This window comes from Rathayibacter sp. PhB127 (assembly GCF_003751665.1).
Lineage (GTDB): Bacteria > Actinomycetota > Actinomycetes > Actinomycetales > Microbacteriaceae > Rathayibacter > Rathayibacter festucae.
In genome coordinates this window covers 109020-126363 of sequence record NZ_RKHW01000003.1, presented here as the reverse complement: position 1 = coordinate 126363, position 17344 = coordinate 109020, and the positions used below count along the sequence as shown (strand labels likewise).

The window sequence follows — 17344 nt, the reverse complement described above, 5'->3', positions numbered from 1 at the left end:
CCTCCCCGGCCCGGGGTGCGAGCCGGCTCGCGGTGACGTCGGGTCTCGGTGACGTCGGGTCTCGGCGACGCCGGCTCGCGGCGAGCCCTAGCTCATGGCGAACTCGACGTTCTTCTGCGCCTCCTCCAGCGCCGAGGCGGGGTCCGCACCGCCGATGATCTGCGTGATCGCGGCGCTCACGGCGTCGCGGCCCTCGTAGTAGTAGGCGCCGGTGTTGTTGCTCGGCACCTCGGCGCCGAACTCGGCGACCTCGGCGAAGATCGGCTGGCCGGCGAAGAACTCGTTCGGCTGCTCGTAGGCGGTCGAGGAGCCGGCGGGCAGCCAGTTCGCGACGGCGCCGGACTTCGGCAGGATCGTGTCGTAGAGCTCGGTCGAGCCGGCGAAGGTCGAGGCGAGGAAGTCGGCCGCGAGGTCGACGTCGGCGTTCGCGCTGATCGCCCAGGACGATCCGCCGCTGGCCGTGTAGTTGGTCGCGCCGGAGATGCCGTCGAGCGAGGGGACGTTCGTGATCGCCCAGTCACCGGCCTGGTCCTCGGCGGTCTGGATGGAGCCGACGATCCAGATGCCCTGGATGGTGCCGCCGACGGAGCCGTTCACGAAGGTGCCGAGGTACTCGTCCCACGAGTTGACCTCGACGAAGACGCCCGAGTCGACGAGCTGCTTGTAGACGTCGATCGCGGCGAGCAGTGCGTCGTTGTCGGTGATGGTGGGGTTGCCCTCGTCGTCGAAGAGGCTGGCTCCGGCGCTCTGCAGCATCATCATGATCATGTCCGAGGAGCCGGCCTGGCCCGAGAGCAGCGGCGATCCGGTCTTCGCCAGGACGTCCTTGCCCTTGGTGAGGAACTCCTCCCAGGTGATGTCGGTGAAGTCGTCGATCGTGTAGCCGGCCGCCTCGAGGACGTCCGTGCGCAGCGCGGTGACGGCGGTGCCCGAGTCGAACGGCACGCCGTAGTGCACGTCGTCGAGGGTCGAGTAGGCGGCGACGGCCTCGGGGAACTCCGCGAAGTCGACGGCGTCGGCGGGCAGCTCGCTGAAGATCTCGGGGTAGTTGACGAGGTTCTTCTGGAACGCGTTGTTCTGCATCAGGAAGACGTCGGGCAGCTCCTCGTACTGCTGCGACTGGGCGAGGGTGGTCAGCTTGGGCTGCAGGTCGTCCCAGGGGGTCTCGATGATGTCGAGCTTGAAGTCGGGGTGGTCCTTCTGGTAGATCTTCTCGGCCTCCTCGAGGGCCGCGATGTTGAACACCGGGTCCCAGGCCCAGACGCTGAGCGTCTCGTCGCCGTCGCCTCCGCCGGCGGCGTTCCCGCCACCGCCGCCGCCGGCCGCGCAGGCGCTCAGCGCGAGGACGAGGGGCAGGGAGACGGCCACGACGGTCGTGAACTTCTTGGAGCTTCTTCGCACGGATTCGTTCCTTCTGTGTGGGTGGGGGTGCTGCTGCTGGATGCAGTGGTGCTGCGGGAGAGAAGACAGTGGTGCTGCGGGAAGAAAAAGCGGAGGGGTGCCCGGGCTCAGCCGAGCGGCTGCCAGGGCCCGTACGGGTCGCCCGGGGCCTGGTTGCGGGTCCACCACTTCGCGCGGTAGCGCTGGCCCTGGTGGACGACGACGTCGCCGGTGTCGAAGATGCGCGAGGCGGTCCAGACCGCGGTGCCGTCGGGTGCGGTCGCGAGCTGCTGCCACGGGCCGTTCGGGTCGCCGGGGGTCTGGTTGCTGGTCCACCACGACGCCCGCCAGAGCGAGCCCTGGAAGAGGACCGTGTCGCCCTTCTGGTAGACGGACCCCGCCGACCAGGAGGCCGCGGCCTGGCGGCGGAGGGCCAGCGCGTCGACCGTCAGTCCGGCGCCGCCGGGGCCGCTCGCCAGGATCGAGACCGTCGCGGTGCCGGCCGGCAGCGAGAACTCCGCCGAGCGCACGTCGGCCCAGCCGCTCGTGGTGGGGATCTCGGTGCGGTGCTCGACGCCGTCCGCGCCGGTGACCACGATCCGCGCGGAGTCGAGTCCGCCCGGCCGGTCCGCGCGGAGCGACAGGGTGTAGACGCCCGCGGGGACCTCGTCCTGCTGCTGCACGCCGCCGGAGAAGGCCTGCGCCGCGCCGAGCCGGAGGGCGAAGCGCGAGCCGTCGGCGCCGGGCGAGGGGTTCGAGACGAAGGCGGTGGTGGTGGAGGCGGGGTCGGTGGTCTGCGTCCAGCCGGTGACGGTGGTCACCGCGATCCGGTCGGCGGCGAAGTCGGGGTTGAGGATCCAGTTGTTGCCGGCGCCGGCCTGCCACTCGCCGGAGCGGGCGTTCAGGTCCCACTCGCTCAGCGACTCGAAGCGCACGTCCGCGCCGGTCCCGCTGAGCGGCAGCCACTGGTTGTAGCCGAGGCCGTTCCAGGCGAAGTCGGCCCAGCGGTCGCCGGCGTAGATCACGGTGTCCTGCTCGGTGCCCTGCACCGTCAGGAAGAAGCCGCTCTGGGTGACGTGGCTGTAGTCCTTCTCGGTGCCGGGGAGCACGTACATGCTCGAGTACGTCCCCTGGATCCGGCCCTCGAGCGAGCGCACGAGGTAGGTCTGCGAGGTGTTCCAGCCGTGCAGGTCCGAGCTCGCGACGTAGTACTGGCCGTCGAGCTTGAACATCGCGTTGCCCTCGCGGCCGGCGCCGCGGTAGACCTCGACGGCCGTCTCGACCGAGAGCGAGTCGGTGTCGCTGATCCGGCCCACGTAGGTCCGGCTGCGGCCGTCGCGGTAGGAGAAGACGAGGTAGTCCGCGCCGTCGTCGTCGGTGAAGACGGTCTGGTCGCCGGTGCCCTGCTCCCAGCCGGGCTTGCTCGGGTTCCGGTAGACGCCGGGGATGTGGGTCTGCAGGTTCGCGTACTCGAAGTCGGCGACGGGCGAGTCCCCGCTGAGGAAGAGGACTCCGGCGTTCGTGACGCGGGCCGGGTCGGGGCTCTCGAACTGGGTGAGCAGGACGTACTTCCCGGTCTGCTCGTTGTAGGCGACGCCCAGTCGGCCGATCCAGACCGCGTCGGCGAGCGTGTCCATGTCCGAGAAGTAGGTGCCCGTGACGTCCTTCGAGGCGGGGATGTGCAGCGCGGTGTCCCTCGTGGCGACGTCGTTCTCGAACGTCCAGTTCACGAGGTCCTCGGAGGAGTACGCGGTGACCGCGACGAAGTCGCCCTCGCCGGCCCGGGTGTAGGTGCGGGTCGGGGAGTCGTAGTAGAGCTGCGAGCCGGTGTACTCCACGCCGTACCAGTAGTAGCGGTCGCCGAAGCGGAAGATCCCGCCGCCCTGGGAGAAGATCGGATCGCCCGCGGTGTCGAGCCAGAAGCGGTTGTTCTCGATCGTCTCGAGCGTGCCGTCGGCGAGCGGGACGAGGGCGGCGGCGGTGGTCTGCAGGCCGTTCTTCGCGGCGACGACGGCCGCGGCGCTCGCTCCGGCGTCGTCGAGGACCTCGCCCGCGGTGACGGTCGCCGCGGCGAAGGGCGCCCAGGACGCGGCGGTGTAGGCGGAGGGGACCCGGGTGCGGTACTCGTCGAGGCGCTCGCGCAGCCCGGAGATCCGGACGAGGCCGGTCTCGGCCGTCTCGAGGGCGCTGCGGGCGGAGAGCAGGGCGGCGTCGGTCGAGGCGGCGTCGTCGCGGGCGGCGGTCGCGGTCGCGACGGCGGCCGAGAAGGGGGCCCAGGAAGCCGCGGTGAAGTCCGGAGCGGCGAGGGCGCTCAGCCGGTCGAGCGCGGCGGCGAGGCGGGCGCGCTCGTCGACGAGCACGGTGCTGGTGAACTCGGCGGACGCGTGGTTGATGAAGCCGACCGTGACGACGCGGAGGACGTGGTCGCCGGGGGCGAGCCCGGTGAAGGACGCGATCGGGACCGTCGTGGTCGATCGGGCGCCGCGGTAGTCGGCCGAGCCGATCTTCACGCCGTCGACGAAGACGTCGGCGGTGCCGTTGGTGGTGGCCTTCCGGCCCGAGAGGGCGACCGTCTCGCCGGTGAAGGCGATCTCGAAGGCCGCGCCGCCGGTCGCCCAGGTGTGCGTGCTGTTCTTCGACCAGGCGCCCTCGTAGAAGGTGGCGTTCGGCGTGCCGCGCACGGTCGTGGTCTCGGTGAAGGCGACCGTCGTCGTGCGGATCTCGGCGGCCTCGGCGGTCTGCCCGGCGAGGGGCGACTGGCCGGCGAGCACGAGCAGCCCGGCGAGCAGAGCAGCGATCAGGGCGGGGAGCCGCCTCGTCGTCGTACGCGTCATGTCGTGCCTCCGTCGTCGCAGGTCCACCGTGGTACAGCGCTGTACCACGAACGCGAATCTAGCCTGGAGGATCCTGTGAGGGCAAGGAGACTTTTCTCTGATCAGCGTGTCGTGCCGCGGGCGACGACCTGCGACCGGGCGAAGAGCGTGGTCGCGGGAGCCTCCACCCGGTCGATCCGCGCGACCAGCCGCTCGAGCGCCGTGCGGGCGATCCACTCGATCCGCGAGTCCATCGAGGTGAGCGGCGGGGAGAGGAACGCCGACTCCTCGATGTCGTCGAAGCCGATCACCTGCACCTCGTCCGGGATGCGCAGTCCGCCCTCGCGCAGGGCCGAGATCGCGCCGGTCGCGAGGACGTCGTTGAAGCAGACCAGGCCGTCGAACGGCACCCCCGCCTCGACGAGCGCGCGGGCGACCCGGAAGCCGGAGCCGATCGTCCAGTCGTAGCCCGTGACGCCGACCAGGCGCGGATCGAGCGCGCGACCCGCGGCGGCGAGCTCCTCGACGACCCCGCGCAGGCGCTGCTCGGCGTTCCCCTCGCGGGCCGCGCCGATGCGGCCGGCGTCGAAGGGCGAGTGCGCGCCGACGACGGCCAGCGCGGTGCTGCCGCGCGCGAGGAGGTGCGCCGTGGCCGCGCGGGCGTCGGCGACGTCGTCGGTCGTCACCCGGTCCACCAGCTCGTAGGTGTCGCGGGTCCCCAGGCAGACCAGGGGGTACTCGACGGCGAGCGCCGAGCGGTCGAGGGTCTCGTGCTCGGACAGCGAGAGCAGCAGCCCGTCGGTGAGCTGCGAGTTGAAGCGCTGCAGCAGCCGGCGCGAGCCGTCCCCGCCGTCGTCGGGGTAGGTCGTGACGGAGACCGCGAGGTCCATGTCGCGGGCGGTCTCGATGACCGCCTCCGCCAGCTCGGCGAGGTAGGCGGCCTTCAGGGTCGGCACGGCGAGCGTCACCGCGTCGGTCCGTCCGCGGGTCAGATTGCGGGCCGCGACGTTCACCGTGTAGCCGAGCTCCGCGACCGCGGCCCGGACGCGCTCCCGCGTGCCGTCCGTCATCCGGCCCGTGCCGTTGACCGCGTTCGACGCCGTCTTCAGCGAGACCCCGGCGCGCTCGGCGACCGACTCGAGCGTCGCCTTCCGGCGCGGTGGGGCCATGTCGTCGCGCCTTCCGTCGTCCCGGGCGGTCCGCCTGCGCCCTCCCCATGGATACACCACGGCTCGGATCCCGTCCTGCGCGAGGGCCGAGGTCAACCCTCCCCGGCGCACGGAGCGCGCTGGAGGAGAGCGGCGGATACTGGAGGGGCACCCGATAGCAGACAGATGTCGGACTGCGCGGAGCGCGGCCCGGCGAAGGAGGAATCGTGAAGGCACTGCGCTACACCACCGTCGGACAGGCCCCCGAGGTCGTCGAGATCGAGAAGCCCGTGCCCGGGCCGGGCGAGATCCTGCTGAAGGTGACCGCCGCCGGCGTCTGCCACTCCGACGACTACGTGATGAGCCTCCCCGAGGAGGACTACCTCGCCCAGCACTACCCGCTGCCGCTGACCCTCGGACACGAGGGCGCCGGCGTGATCGAGGAGTTCGGCCCCGGCGTCGAGACCGGCCTGCAGATCGGCGAGGCCGTCGCCGTCTACGGACCGTGGGGCTGCGGCCACTGCCTCAACTGCTCGCGCGGCGCGGAGAACTACTGCACCAACGCCGAGGCGGAGGGCATCCGCCCGCCCGGCCTCGGCAACCAGGGCTCGATGGCGGAGTACATGATCGTCGACGACGTCCGCCACCTGATCCCGATCGGCGACCTCGACCCGGTGAAGAACGTCTCGCTCACCGACGCCGGGCTCACGCCGTACCACGCGATCAAGCGCAGCCTCCCGAAGCTCGGCGCGGGCACCTACGCCGTCGTCATCGGCTCGGGCGGACTCGGCCACGTCGGCATCCAGATCCTCAAGGCGCTCTCCGGCGCGACGGTGATCGTGCTCGACGTCAGCGAGGAGAAGCTCGAGCTGGCGAAGCACGTCGGAGCGGACGTCACGCTGATCAGCGACTCCTCCGCAGCCGAGAAGATCCGCGAGATCACCGGCGGGCTGGGCGCGGACGCCGTGTTCGACTTCGTCGGCGCCGGCCCGACCATCGCGACGGCCACCGCGGTCGCCGCCGTCGAGTCGGACGTCACCATCGTCGGCATCGGCGGCGGCCAGGCGACCGTCGGCTTCGGCACGATCGCCTACGACGCGGCCCTGCGGATCCCCTACTGGGGCTCCCGCAGCGAGCTGATCGAGGTCTTCGAGCTCGCCAAGGCGGGCCGCATCGACGTCGAGGTCCAGCAGTACGCCCTCGCCGACGCGCCCCAGGCCTACGCCGACCTGCACGACGGCACCGTCCGCGGCCGCGCGGTCATCGTCCCGTAGGTCCGCCTCGCGGAGCGGTGGATCTCGATACGCCCGCTGCGCGGCCTACTCGACCAGCATGGAGGGGCCGCCCCTGCGAGGCCCGCGGTCAGCACCAACCATGCCGGTCGAGTAGCCCGCAGGGCGTATCGAGACCCGCCCACCCGTCTAGCCTTCGAGGATGCGCTCCCGGCTCCTGCACGCCCGCGAATCGTTCTGGTTCCTGCCCACCCTGTTCGGCGTCCTCGCGATCGCCCTGGCGTTCGGGCTGATCGAGCTCGACCGGCTGCTCATCCGCGCGGGCATCCAGGACCTCCCCCTCGTCGAGGACCTCTCCGCCACCGGCGGCCGGGCGATCCTCTCCGCGATCGGCGGCACGATGCTCGGGGTCGCCGCGACCTCGTTCTCGATCACGATCTCCGTCCTCGCCACCACCTCCTCCGCCTACGGGCCCCGGCTGGTCCGCAACTTCATGGCCGACCGCGGCAACCAGGTCGTCCTCGCGGTGCTGACCTCGACGTTCCTCTACTCGCTGATCGTGCTCCGCTCGGTGCACACCGAGGAGGACGCCACCCTCGCCTTCGTGCCCGTCGTCGCGGTCGGCTTCGCCGTGGTGCTGGCCGTCGGCGACGTCGCGGTGCTGGTCTACTTCATCCACCACATCGCGCTGTCGGTGCAGGTGACCACGCTGCAGAAGCGCGTGCTCGGCGAGCTCGAGGACGTCATCGCGGAGCTGTCGGGCGACGAGGACGAGCCGGACCGGCGCGAGGAGCCGTTCCCCGCCGGCGGTGTCGTGCTGACGGCACCCCGCTCCGGCTACGTCGAGCAGCTCGAGTTCGAGCGCCTCGTCGCGCTCGGCGCCCGCCACGACGCGGTGCTGCGGATGCTCGCCTCACCCGGCGACCACGTCCTGGCCGGCGACCCCGTGCTCGAGCTCGTCGGCGGGAGCGACCTCGAGGAGGCGGCGCTCGCCGCGGTGGTGATCGCCGACGCGCGCACCCCGCACCAGGACCTCCGCTACGCCGTGCAGCAGGTCGTCGAGATCGGCGTCCGCGGCCTGGCGACCGGCACCAACGACCCGTACACCGCGGTCAGCGCGCTCGACGCCCTGACCGGCGCGCTCGTCGAGCTCTGCCGGGGCGACGGCCCGCGCACCCGCTTCCGCGACGCCGACGGCGTCGCCCGGCTGTGGTGCACCTGGCCGACCGCCGCGGACCTCCTGGCCGAGGTCTACCTCGCCCTGCGCGCCTACGCGCTGGACCAGCCGCTCGTCGTCCGCGCCGGCGTCCGCCTGGCGCAGCGCCTCGAGCCCGTCGCCCGCGGCACCGCGCGCACCGAGCTGCACCGCCAGCTGGAGGCCTTCGCCGGCGCCTACGACGCCGCCGACCGCGACGCGCTCGAGGCCCCGGTGGTGCGCCGCGACCTGGCCGAGTTAGGCGTGCGCCTGTCCGCCGTGGAGTCCGCGCGCAGCTGAGGTCCAGCTGCGCCGCACGATCCGTGCCGTTCTGCCGCGTCGGTGTCAGAGGTTGGGCGCGAGCGCGGCCGGGGTGCGACCCTGTCCGGGCTCGACCCCCGAACCCCGCTCGCCACCCCTGAGGAGCACCCGTGTCCCGTCCTCGCCCCCGGCCTCTCCGCTCCCGCCGTCGCCACCGCGGCCCCGCGGCCGCCGCCTCCGTCCTGATGACCGTCGCGCTGCTCGGCGCGGCGGCGACCACCGCTCAGGCCGCTGATCCCGTCCCGTCATCCTCGGTGCCGACCCAGGCGGCCGAGCGCCCCGCCGTCGAGACGAGTGTGACCGGAGCGTTCGTCGTCGAGCCGGGCCGGCCGATCGTGGTCGGCACCCCGGTCACGTTCACCTACCGCTGGACGAACACCGGCGATGTCCCGTTGAAGGGCCTCCGGGAGGAGCTCGCCGTCGGTGCGACGTACGAATGGATCGAGAATCGCACTGTCGAACCGGAGGACCTCGTCCTCGGGGTCGTCCGGACGGCCGGCGACGAGGGCAACCTGAGGACCCCCGCGGGCGCGACCGTCCCGTACTCCATCGCCGAGTACTTCCTCCGGATCCCCGGCGCCGGTCCACAGCCGTCCGTCGCGGTCGAGCACCCCGGGATCACGATCACCGTCACCGGACGCTTCGACCTGAGGCCGGGGGAGACGGTCTCGGTCGAGACCCCGTTGCACATCTTCCGCCACGTCGTGAACACGGGTGATGTCCCACTCGTCATCGAGGGGATGCTGCTCCAGCCCGGCCACTCGGTCGACCTCCCCCTGATCGCGGACGCCAGTCCGGAGCAGTTGAAGCAGGGCTTCGTGCAGGTCGAGGGGAGCCTCGGGCGGGTGCCCACGCCGACCGGTTTCTACACCACTCCGTCCTACTCCGTCCGGATCCCGATTCCGGGTGCGACGCCGACGGTGGACCCCGGGCCTCCTGCTCCCGCGCCGACCGCCGCCCCGTCGCCGACGACCGTCCCCACGCCGACGTCCGCTCCGTCGGCGGGACCCGTGGTCGAGCATCCCGGGATGACGATCACCGTCACCGGCAAGTTCCTCATCAAGCCGGGCGAGACGGTGCAGGTCGGCGTTCCGGTGCAGTACACGCTGCATGTCGCGAACACCGGCGACGTCCCGCTCACCCTGGCCGGCACCCGGATCGAGCCGGGGCGGTCGACGGACGTCGTCCAGAACAGGACGGTCACGCAGCAGGATCTCGACAGGGGATACGCGGAGACCGCGGGGAGCTTCGGCCGGATCCCCACTCCCACCGGCTCGTACGCGAGTCCCGACTACTCCTATCGTCTGCCGATCCCCGCCGTGACGCCGACCCCTGCGCCGACTCCGACTGCCACGCCCACGTCCACGCCGACGCCGACGCCCACGCCGACACCGACCCCCGCGGTCGAGCACCCCACGGTGCCCGGGCTCGCCGGCCGCGTCGCCGGCTCGCCGGCCCTCGCTCCGGGGGAGAAGCCGAGGATCGGCACGAGAGTGACGTGGACCGTGACGGTCACCAACACCGGCGACGTCGAGCTGCAGGACGTGCGGCTGCGCGGCGGGAAGGAGCGGGTCTTCCTCGCGCCGGGCGAGACCCGGACCCTCACCCGGTCCACGACGCTGTCCGCGCACGATCTCGAGACGAGGCGCGTCTCGAGCATCACCCAAATGTCGGGCCGTACTCCGGAGGGAGCGCTCGTCCACCTGGAGGTCCGGGGAGCCCGCCTGATCCGCCTCCCGTAGACGGGCACGCAGCGGACTCACGAGGCCGGCAGCACACCGGTCGAGCCGCACCCCGTGCTGGTCGAGTGCCGCGCAGCGTCGTCTCGAGCGGCGAAGTCGCTTCGCGTCTCGGTGGTGAGGGAAAGGACGCGCGGCGTCCCTTTCATGCTGGTCGAGTAGCCCCGCAGGGGCGTATCGAGACCCACCACCGTCAGCAGGGCGGTTCTGCAGACTCGCGTTCCGACGGTGGTGGATCTCGATACGCCCGCTCCGCGGGCTACTCGATCAGCATGGTTCTCCCATCCGTATGAAGTGATCTTTTACGAGGAGACCGCGCGTCAGCGCAGCGGCGCCGTCGACGAGCGCAGCACCAGGCGGGCGGTGACCGCGGTCCGCTCCTGGCGCTCGCCGGTGCGGATGCGCGCGGCCAGCATCTGCAGGGCCTTCTCGCCCAGCACCTGGTGGTCGAGGTGCATCGTCGTCAGCGGCGGCGAGTAGTACGCGGAGTCCGGCATGTCGTCGACGCCGACGATCGAGTAGTCGCCGGGCGCCGTCCGGCCGCGCTCCGCCATCGCGCGGAGGAAGCCGAGCGCGATCTGGTCGTTGGCGGCCGAGACCGCGGTGAAGGACTGCGGATCGACGGCCCGGCCCTGCGCGGCTCCCGACTCGGCGTCCCACTCCGCACAGCGCAGCACCTCGAGCGGGGCGACCCCCGCCTCCGTCAGCGCCGCCAGGTAGCCGCGCTCGCGGTCGACGGCCTCGTTGCGGTCGCCCGGGCCCGCGAGGTGCAGGATCCGCCGGTGCCCGAGCTCGAGCAGGTGCCGGGTGCCGAGGTAGCCGGCGCCGTAGGAGTCGGCGTAGGTCGAGTCGCCCGCGGGGCCGCCGCGCTCGGAGCGCGTCACGACCGGCACCGAGGCGGCGATGTACTCGACCAGCTCGTCGAGTCCGCCGTAGGGCGTGCCGACGATGATCCCGTCGACCTGGAAGGAGAGCAGCTTGTCGACCGCGTGCCGCATCTCCTCGCGGGCGCCGGGGGCGTCCGGCCCGACCTCGAGCAGGGCCGTGATCAGCGAGAGCCCTTCGGCGCGCGCCGCCCGGCTCACTCCGGTCAGCAGCTCGGAGTGCCCGTAGTTCAGCGGCCCCATCGCGAGGAAGCCGACGGTGTCGGTGCGCTGGACCCGGAGGTTCCGCGCGACGCGGTTGTGCCGGTAGCCGAGCTCGGCGATGGCCGCCTCGATCCGCACCCGGGTCGCCGGAGCGACGTAGCCGCCGGTGAAGAAGCGGGAGACGGTCTGCGCCGAGACCTCCGCATGCCGCCCGACGTCGGCCATGCTCGGCCGTGCGCGGGGCGGGGACGTGCTCGACATCGAGGCTCCCTCCCTGGCGGCGACCCGCTCACTCTACTGAGCCGGTTCCGAGCCGATCGCCGTTACCCGATCGTGACCCATCAACCGGTTGCGCGCATTGTCGCCCGAATGTGTTATCGATAACGTATCCCTCATCCACCGCCGCTGGAGCTCCAGTCCCGGCCCCGATCGGCGGATCCGACGTCGATGTCGCGCTGCTGCGATGTCGAGCAGCGAAAGGACGCGAAGATGCGTGCTCTGACCCGATCCCGTGCTCTGACCCGATCCGTCGCCCTCGCCACGGGCGCCCTCCTCCTCGCAGGCCTGGCCGGCTGCTCCGCGAGCGGCGGCGACTCCGGCGGGAAGACCGAGATCACCTGGTTCAAGCTCACCGAGTCGGCCGACTCCGCGAACGCGACGATCAACCAGATCGTCAGCGACTTCGAGGAGGCGAACCCCGACATCACCGTCAAGGTCGAGCAGCGGGCGGTGGACGCGCACAAGGACGCGCTGCGCACCACGCTCGGCACGAGCGGCGCCCCCGACCTCTTCTTCTCCTGGGCGGGCCCCGGTCTCGGCGGCGAGTTCATCGACGCCGGCGCGAGCCTGGACCTGAAGGAGTACTACGACGAGTACGGCTGGGCCGACCGCTTCTCCGACACCACGATGTCCACCGTCACCCAGTACGGCGGCTACGACGGCGTGCCGTACACCCAGCGCACCGAGGCGGTCTTCTACAACAAGGACCTCTTCGAGCAGGCCGGCATCGACGCCGCGCCCACCAGCTACGACGAGATGGTCGACGACGCCGGGAAGCTGAAGGACGCGGGCATCACCCCGTTCGAGTTCGGCGGCACCGTCAACTGGCACGTGATGCGCCTGCTCGACAGCCTGCTCGAGACCGAGTGCGGCGCCGACGGCTATCAGGCCCTCGTCACCGGCGAGGCGAGCTGGGCCGACGAGTCCTGCGTCACCGACACCTTCACCGAGTTCGCCACCTGGACGTCGGACTACGTCAACGACGGCTTCATCTCGATCAACAACGACGAGTCGAGCTCGCTCTTCTTCGCCGGCAAGGCGGCCATGGCGATCGAGGGCGACTGGTTCAACCAGCAGATCCGCGACGCCGGCATGTCCGAGGACTCGGTCGGCATCTTCGCCTTCCCCACGGGCACCGACCGCATCTACGGCTTCAACGAGAACAACTACATCTCCGCGAACTCGGAGCACGCCGACGAGGCCGCGAAGTTCCTCGACTACCTGACCTCGCCCGAGGCGCAGGCCACGTTCATCGCCACCTTCGGCAGCCGCTCGGTCAACGTCGACGTCACCCCCGAGGACCAGAGCGCCTTCGACGCCCTCTGGAACCCGATCACCGAGGCGGCGACCGGCGTCTACATGAACAACGACCAGAACCTCTCGCAGTCGCAGACCACGGAGTACTGGCGCATCCAGAACCTGGTCGCGACCGGCGACCTGGACCCGGCCGACGCCGGCGCCGAGTTCCAGAAGTTCATCGACCAGCAGTGACGCCCGAGGCGGAGGGGGCCGCGCGTCCCCTCCGCCCCGCGTCCCGCGCCCGAGCACCCCGCGTCCGAGACGTCCGAGAGGTCCGCCATGACGACATCCACCCCCGCCCGCCCCCGGCAGTCCGCGCCGGAGCAGCCGCGGAGGAAGCATCCGCGCCGCCGCGCCCTCGCCCGCTTCGGCGGCACCGGCTTCGTCGCGGCCCTGCCGTTCCTCGCGCCGGCGCTCGCCGCCTACCTCGTCTTCGTGGTCGGCCCCTCGCTCGAGTCGGTGCGGCTCAGCTTCTTCGAGTGGTCCGGCTTCCAGGGCGCCCCGCAGGTCTTCGTCGGACTGCAGAACTACGTCCGCATCTTCACCCAGGACCCGGTGTTCTGGACCGCGTTCTCGAACACCCTGATCTGGGTGGTGCTGTCGCTCTTCATCCCGGTCGGCCTCGGGCTGGTGATGGCGCTGGCGCTGAACCGCCCGCTGTTCGGCCGCAACGCCTTCCGCTCGCTCTTCTACATCCCGGGCGTGCTCGCGCCGATCGCCATCGCGAACATGTGGCGCTGGATGTACAACCCCAACTACGGCGTGGGCGTGAACCTCGCTCAGCTGTTCGACCTGCCGTGGCTGGCCGAGGTGCAGTGGCTCGGGGACAAGAACCTCGCGCTCTACTCGATCTTCGCGGCCTTCGTCTGGCAGATCGCGGGCACGAACATGGTGCTCTTCCTCGCGGGTCTGCAGAGCGTCTCGCCCGATCATGTCGAGGCGGCCCGGCTCGACGGCGCGAACGCCTGGCAGGTGTTCCGCAACGTGACGATCCCGGCGCTGCGGCCGACCACGGTCATCGTCGTCGTCCTCACGATCATCAACTCGATCAAGGTGTTCGACCTGATCGTCGGCATGACCGGCGGCGGCCCGGCGCAGCAGACGCAGGTGCTCGCGCTGTGGTCGTTCCAGCAGTCCTTCAACAACCACGAGTACGGCCAGGGCAACGCGATCGCCACGGTCCTGCTCGTGATCACCCTCGTCATCGTCGTCCCGTACATGGTGTGGACGGCTCGTCAGGAGAAGAACTCATGAGCGTCACGAGCATCCCGACCAGCGCGCCCGGCCTCGTCGCGCCGGCCAAGCGCACGCGCCGCCCGGTCGGCGGCCGCGACTACATCCGGATCGGCCTCTGGATCGCGCTGGTCTTCGCCGTCCTGATCTGGGCCGTCCCGCTGATCTTCATGGTCTTCACCTCGCTGAAGAGCGAGGCCGACATCTTCAGCACCCCGGCCTTCGTGCCGCCGTGGTCGCCCGACTTCGGCAACTACGTCGAGGCGCTCGACCGCGGCAACCTGCTCACCGCGGGCGGAAACAGCCTGATCATCGCGCTGTTCAAGGTGCCGATCGGCCTGTTCGTCTCGGCGGCCGCGGCCTTCGCCCTGGCGCGGATGCGGTTCCGCCGGCAGCGCCTGCTGATGGGCGTGATCGCGCTCGGCGCGATGGTCCCGATCCAGGTCGCGATCGCCCCGCTCTTCCAGGTGATCAACGGGCTGGGGCTGCTGAGCAGCAATTTCGGGATCATCCTGCCGTACATCGCGTTCGGCCTGCCGTACCAGACCTTCATCCTCTACGGCTTCTTCCGCCAGATCCCGGAGGAGATCGACGAGAGCGCGCGGATCGACGGCGCCGGCAACTGGCGGCTGTTCCTGACGATCATCCTGCCGCTGGCCCGCCCGGCCCTCGCCGCGCTGTTCATCCTCGACTTCGTCTCCACCTGGAACGAGTACTCCATCGCGCTCGCGCTGCTGCAGAGCCAGGACTCCTGGACGATCCCGCTCGCGCTGCAGGGCTTCCAGTCGCAGTTCACCAGCTCGTACGGGCCGCTGAACGCCTTCACCATCATGTCCGTGTTCCCCGTGCTGATCGTCTACCTGATGTTCCAGCGCTACTTCGTCGAGGGCGCCTTCGCCGGCGCCGTGAAGGGCTGACCGTGCCGCACACCACCGACACCGCCGAGCGGTTCTCGCGCGAGACGCGCCTGTTCGAGGTCCTCCGGGACCCTCGCGGGCACGCGATCGTCGAGCGCCGCCTCCCCGGGCTGGTGCACTCCTCGATCCTGCACACCCTGCACGGGTATCCGATCGGGCTCGTCGTCGACACCGAGGAGTCGCTCGACGCGGCCGAGCGCGAGGCGCTGCTCGCCGAGGTCGCCGCGATCCCGACCGAGGAGCCGGCCCCGGTCCGCGAGCAGGAGCGGTACGTCGAGCCCTCCGGCGACTACGAGACCGCGGACGTCCCGCTCGCGTCGGCCGTCGTCTCCGCGCCGGCCACCGCCTCCGTCTTCGGGCGTTTCGAGATCGAGCTGCGCGGGCCCGCGCACGGCAATCCGTACGTCGACGTCGCGCTGTCGGCGATCGTCGACGGACCCGACGGCTCGGTGCGCGTGCCCGGCTTCTACGACGGCGACGGCGTGTACCGGCTGCGCTGGATGCCGGAGGCACCCGGCGAGTACGCCTGGACCACCTCGAGCAGCGCCCGCTCGCTCGACGGCGTCACCGGCTCCGTCTCGGTGACCGCGGCGGTGGCGGGGCAGCACGGCCCGGTGCGGGTGGCCGACATCTTCCACTTCGCGCACGCCGACGGCACCCGGCACCGCCCGCTGGGCACCACCTCCTACGCCTGGACGCACCAGGGCGACGCGCTGGAGGAGCGGACGCTCGCCGCGCTCGCAACCGCCCCCTTCACCAAGATGCGGATGTGCGTCTTCCCGAAGTCGTACCTCTTCAACGAGAACGAGCCGGTGCTCTATCCGTTCGAGGGCTCGCCCGAGGCGGGGTTCGACTGGCAGCGCTTCGATCCGGAGTTCTGGGCGCACCTCGAGCGGCGGATCGAGCAGCTCGGCGAGCTCGGCATCGAGGCCGACCTCATCCTCTTCCACGCCTACGACCGCTGGGGCTTCTCGACGATGGACGCCGTCGCCGACGACCGCTACGTGCGCTACGCCGTGGCGCGGCTCGCCTCGTTCGCGAACGTCTGGTGGTCGCTCGCGAACGAGTACGACCTGCTGTTCGAGAAGACCGAGGAGGACTGGGAGCGCTTCGCCCGGATCGTGGGGGAGGACGACCCGTCGCGGCACCTGCTCTCGATCCACAACTGCCGCGAGTTCTACGACCACTCCCGCCCGTGGATCACGCACGCCAGCATCCAGCGGCAGGACGTCTACAAGACGGCCGAGATGACGACCGAGTGGCGGCGCTGGGGCAAGCCGGTCGTGATCGACGAGTGCGCCTACGAGGGCGACATCGACCAGGGCTGGGGCAACATCACCGGCGAGGAGCTGGTGCGGCGGTTCTGGGAGGGCGCGCTGCGCGGCGGCTACGTCGGCCACGGCGAGACCTACGTGCACCCGGACGACGTGCTCTGGTGGTCGAAGGGCGGCGAGCTGCGGGGGACGAGCCCGGCGCGGATCGCGTTCCTGGAGTCGGTGCTGGCAGAGGGGCCCGCTCGCGGCCTCGAGCCGATCCCGCTCGACTGGGACGTGCCGCGCGCCGGCGTCGAGGGCGAGTACTACCTCTACTACTTCGGCTTCGACCGGCCGACCTACCGCCGCTTCCTGCTCGAGCCCGACGTCTCGTACACGGTCGATGTCCTCGACACCTGGGCGATGACGATCGAGCGCCTGCCCGGCACCTACTCGGGCCGCTTCCGCATCGACCTGCCGGGCCGCGAGTACATCGCCGTGCGCCTGCAGCGCGCCCCTGCCTGCTGATCGAACCATGTTGATCGAGTAGCCCGCGAAGCGGGCGTATCGAGATCCACCGTGCTCACGACGGTGGGTCTCGATACGCCCCTGCGGGGCTGCTCGACCAGCATGGTGCGCGGACCTGCCGTACTCCTGCCGGCCCTTCCCCTGCTGATCGAGCAGCCCGCGGAGGCCCCACGGAGCAGGCGCCGCAGGCGGCCCATCAGCACGCTCGCCGCACGATCTCCGCCGATCCGATCGGTGCGCGTCAGAAAGGAGACACCCGGCCGCTCCCTCTGCAACGCTGTCGGCGCTCCGCCCCGAGCCCGAACCGCGTCCCTCTAGGAGCATCCATGTCCTCTCGTCCCCGCGTCGCGCGCACCGGCGGCCGTTCCTCCACGACCGGCCTCGCGGCCGCCGGCCTCGCTCTGATCCTCGTCACGGCCGGCACCGCCTCGACCGCCGCCCACGCCGCGGAACCCGCCATCCCCGCGCCGCCGGCGGTCACGTCCACCCCGGCGGCCGAGCATCCCGAGCTGACCGTCACGGTCCGCGCCGAGCTCGTCCTGGAGCCGGACCGGCCGGTGACCGTCGGCACGCCGATCCGGATCACCTCCGTCCTCGCGAACACCGGGGATGTCCCGCTCACGGTCTCGCTCGCCGAGTTCGGCAGGCAGGACGCCCGGATCAAGCCCGAGGGCGAGTACCGGCTCGTCAGCGAGCATCGGACAGTCACCGCGGACGACCTCGAGGCGGGCTGGATCCGCGATTCCGGCGAGTTCACGGCGACCACTCCCTCCGGCGCGACGCTCACCTCGCCGCCGGTCGACTGCAAGCTCCTGCTGCGCGCCCCAGCCGACGAGCGCCACGAGCTGTAGCGGACCGGCGCGGGAGGGGCTCCGCGGGCGGTCACTTTATCGAGGAGTCGAATCAATTCGACTAGGCT

12 protein-coding genes are annotated in these 17344 nt (G+C 71.2%); 8 read left to right on the top strand and 4 right to left on the bottom strand.

Translation table 11 applies throughout. The features are described from left to right. Positions 1–87: 87 nt before the first annotated feature. From EDF22_RS15245 to EDF22_RS15235, 3 genes are all read right to left on the bottom strand, one after another. Complete coding sequence (locus tag EDF22_RS15245; protein WP_123705734.1) at positions 88–1401, bottom strand: extracellular solute-binding protein; 1314 nt, start codon at positions 1399–1401, stop codon at positions 88–90. Positions 1402–1508: 107 nt separating this feature from the next. Beyond that, positions 1509–4214 (bottom strand): carbohydrate-binding protein, encoded by a 2706-nt coding sequence (locus tag EDF22_RS15240; RefSeq protein WP_123705733.1) that lies wholly within the window; start codon positions 4212–4214, stop codon positions 1509–1511. 101 nt (positions 4215–4315) lie between these two features. Further along, on the bottom strand, positions 4316–5362 hold the full coding sequence (locus tag EDF22_RS15235; protein WP_123705732.1) for a LacI family DNA-binding transcriptional regulator: 1047 nt from the start codon (positions 5360–5362) through the stop codon (positions 4316–4318). Positions 5363–5568: 206 nt separating this feature from the next. Here EDF22_RS15235 and EDF22_RS15230 point away from each other — a divergent pair, with 206 nt between their 5' ends. The 3 genes from EDF22_RS15230 (at position 5569) to EDF22_RS20525 (ending at position 9831) form a co-directional block, all read left to right on the top strand. Then, positions 5569–6615: an NAD(P)-dependent alcohol dehydrogenase gene (locus EDF22_RS15230; RefSeq protein ID WP_123705731.1), complete on the top strand. Its 1047-nt coding sequence runs from the start codon at positions 5569–5571 to the stop codon at positions 6613–6615. 160 nt (positions 6616–6775) lie between these two features. Continuing rightward, positions 6776–8068, top strand: a complete 1293-nt coding sequence (locus EDF22_RS15225) for a DUF2254 domain-containing protein (protein WP_123705730.1) — start codon at positions 6776–6778, stop codon at positions 8066–8068. Between the two features lie 131 nt (positions 8069–8199). Then, the gene (locus EDF22_RS20525; RefSeq protein ID WP_148059210.1) at positions 8200–9831 is read left to right on the top strand and encodes a hypothetical protein; all 1632 of its coding nucleotides are present in this window, start codon (positions 8200–8202) and stop codon (positions 9829–9831) included. A gap of 317 nt (positions 9832–10148) precedes the next feature. On the opposite strand, the gene EDF22_RS15205 is transcribed toward EDF22_RS20525, so the two are convergent. Beyond that, positions 10149–11177, bottom strand: coding sequence for a LacI family DNA-binding transcriptional regulator (locus tag EDF22_RS15205; RefSeq protein ID WP_123705726.1), 1029 nt, complete (start codon positions 11175–11177; stop codon positions 10149–10151). Between the two features lie 228 nt (positions 11178–11405). Here EDF22_RS15205 and EDF22_RS15200 point away from each other — a divergent pair, with 228 nt between their 5' ends. The 5 genes from EDF22_RS15200 to EDF22_RS15180 all read left to right on the top strand — a co-directional run bounded on the left by EDF22_RS15200 (position 11406) and on the right by EDF22_RS15180 (position 17276). Continuing rightward, complete coding sequence (locus EDF22_RS15200) at positions 11406–12686, top strand: ABC transporter substrate-binding protein (protein ID WP_123705946.1); 1281 nt, start codon at positions 11406–11408, stop codon at positions 12684–12686. 87 nt (positions 12687–12773) lie between these two features. After that, positions 12774–13748: a carbohydrate ABC transporter permease gene (locus EDF22_RS15195; RefSeq protein ID WP_123705725.1), complete on the top strand. Its 975-nt coding sequence runs from the start codon at positions 12774–12776 to the stop codon at positions 13746–13748. Further along, entirely contained in the window at positions 13745–14644 is a 900-nt protein-coding gene (locus EDF22_RS15190; protein ID WP_123705724.1) for a carbohydrate ABC transporter permease, read from the top strand. The genes EDF22_RS15195 and EDF22_RS15190 overlap by 4 nt, the downstream gene beginning before the upstream one ends. Before the next feature lie 2 nt (positions 14645–14646). Continuing rightward, the gene (locus EDF22_RS15185) at positions 14647–16425 is read left to right on the top strand and encodes a DUF5605 domain-containing protein (protein WP_260303492.1); all 1779 of its coding nucleotides are present in this window, start codon (positions 14647–14649) and stop codon (positions 16423–16425) included. 326 nt (positions 16426–16751) lie between these two features. Further along, a complete protein-coding gene (locus tag EDF22_RS15180) occupies positions 16752–17276 on the top strand; it encodes a hypothetical protein (protein ID WP_123705723.1) in 525 nt (174 codons plus the stop codon). Positions 17277–17344 lie beyond the last annotated feature (68 nt).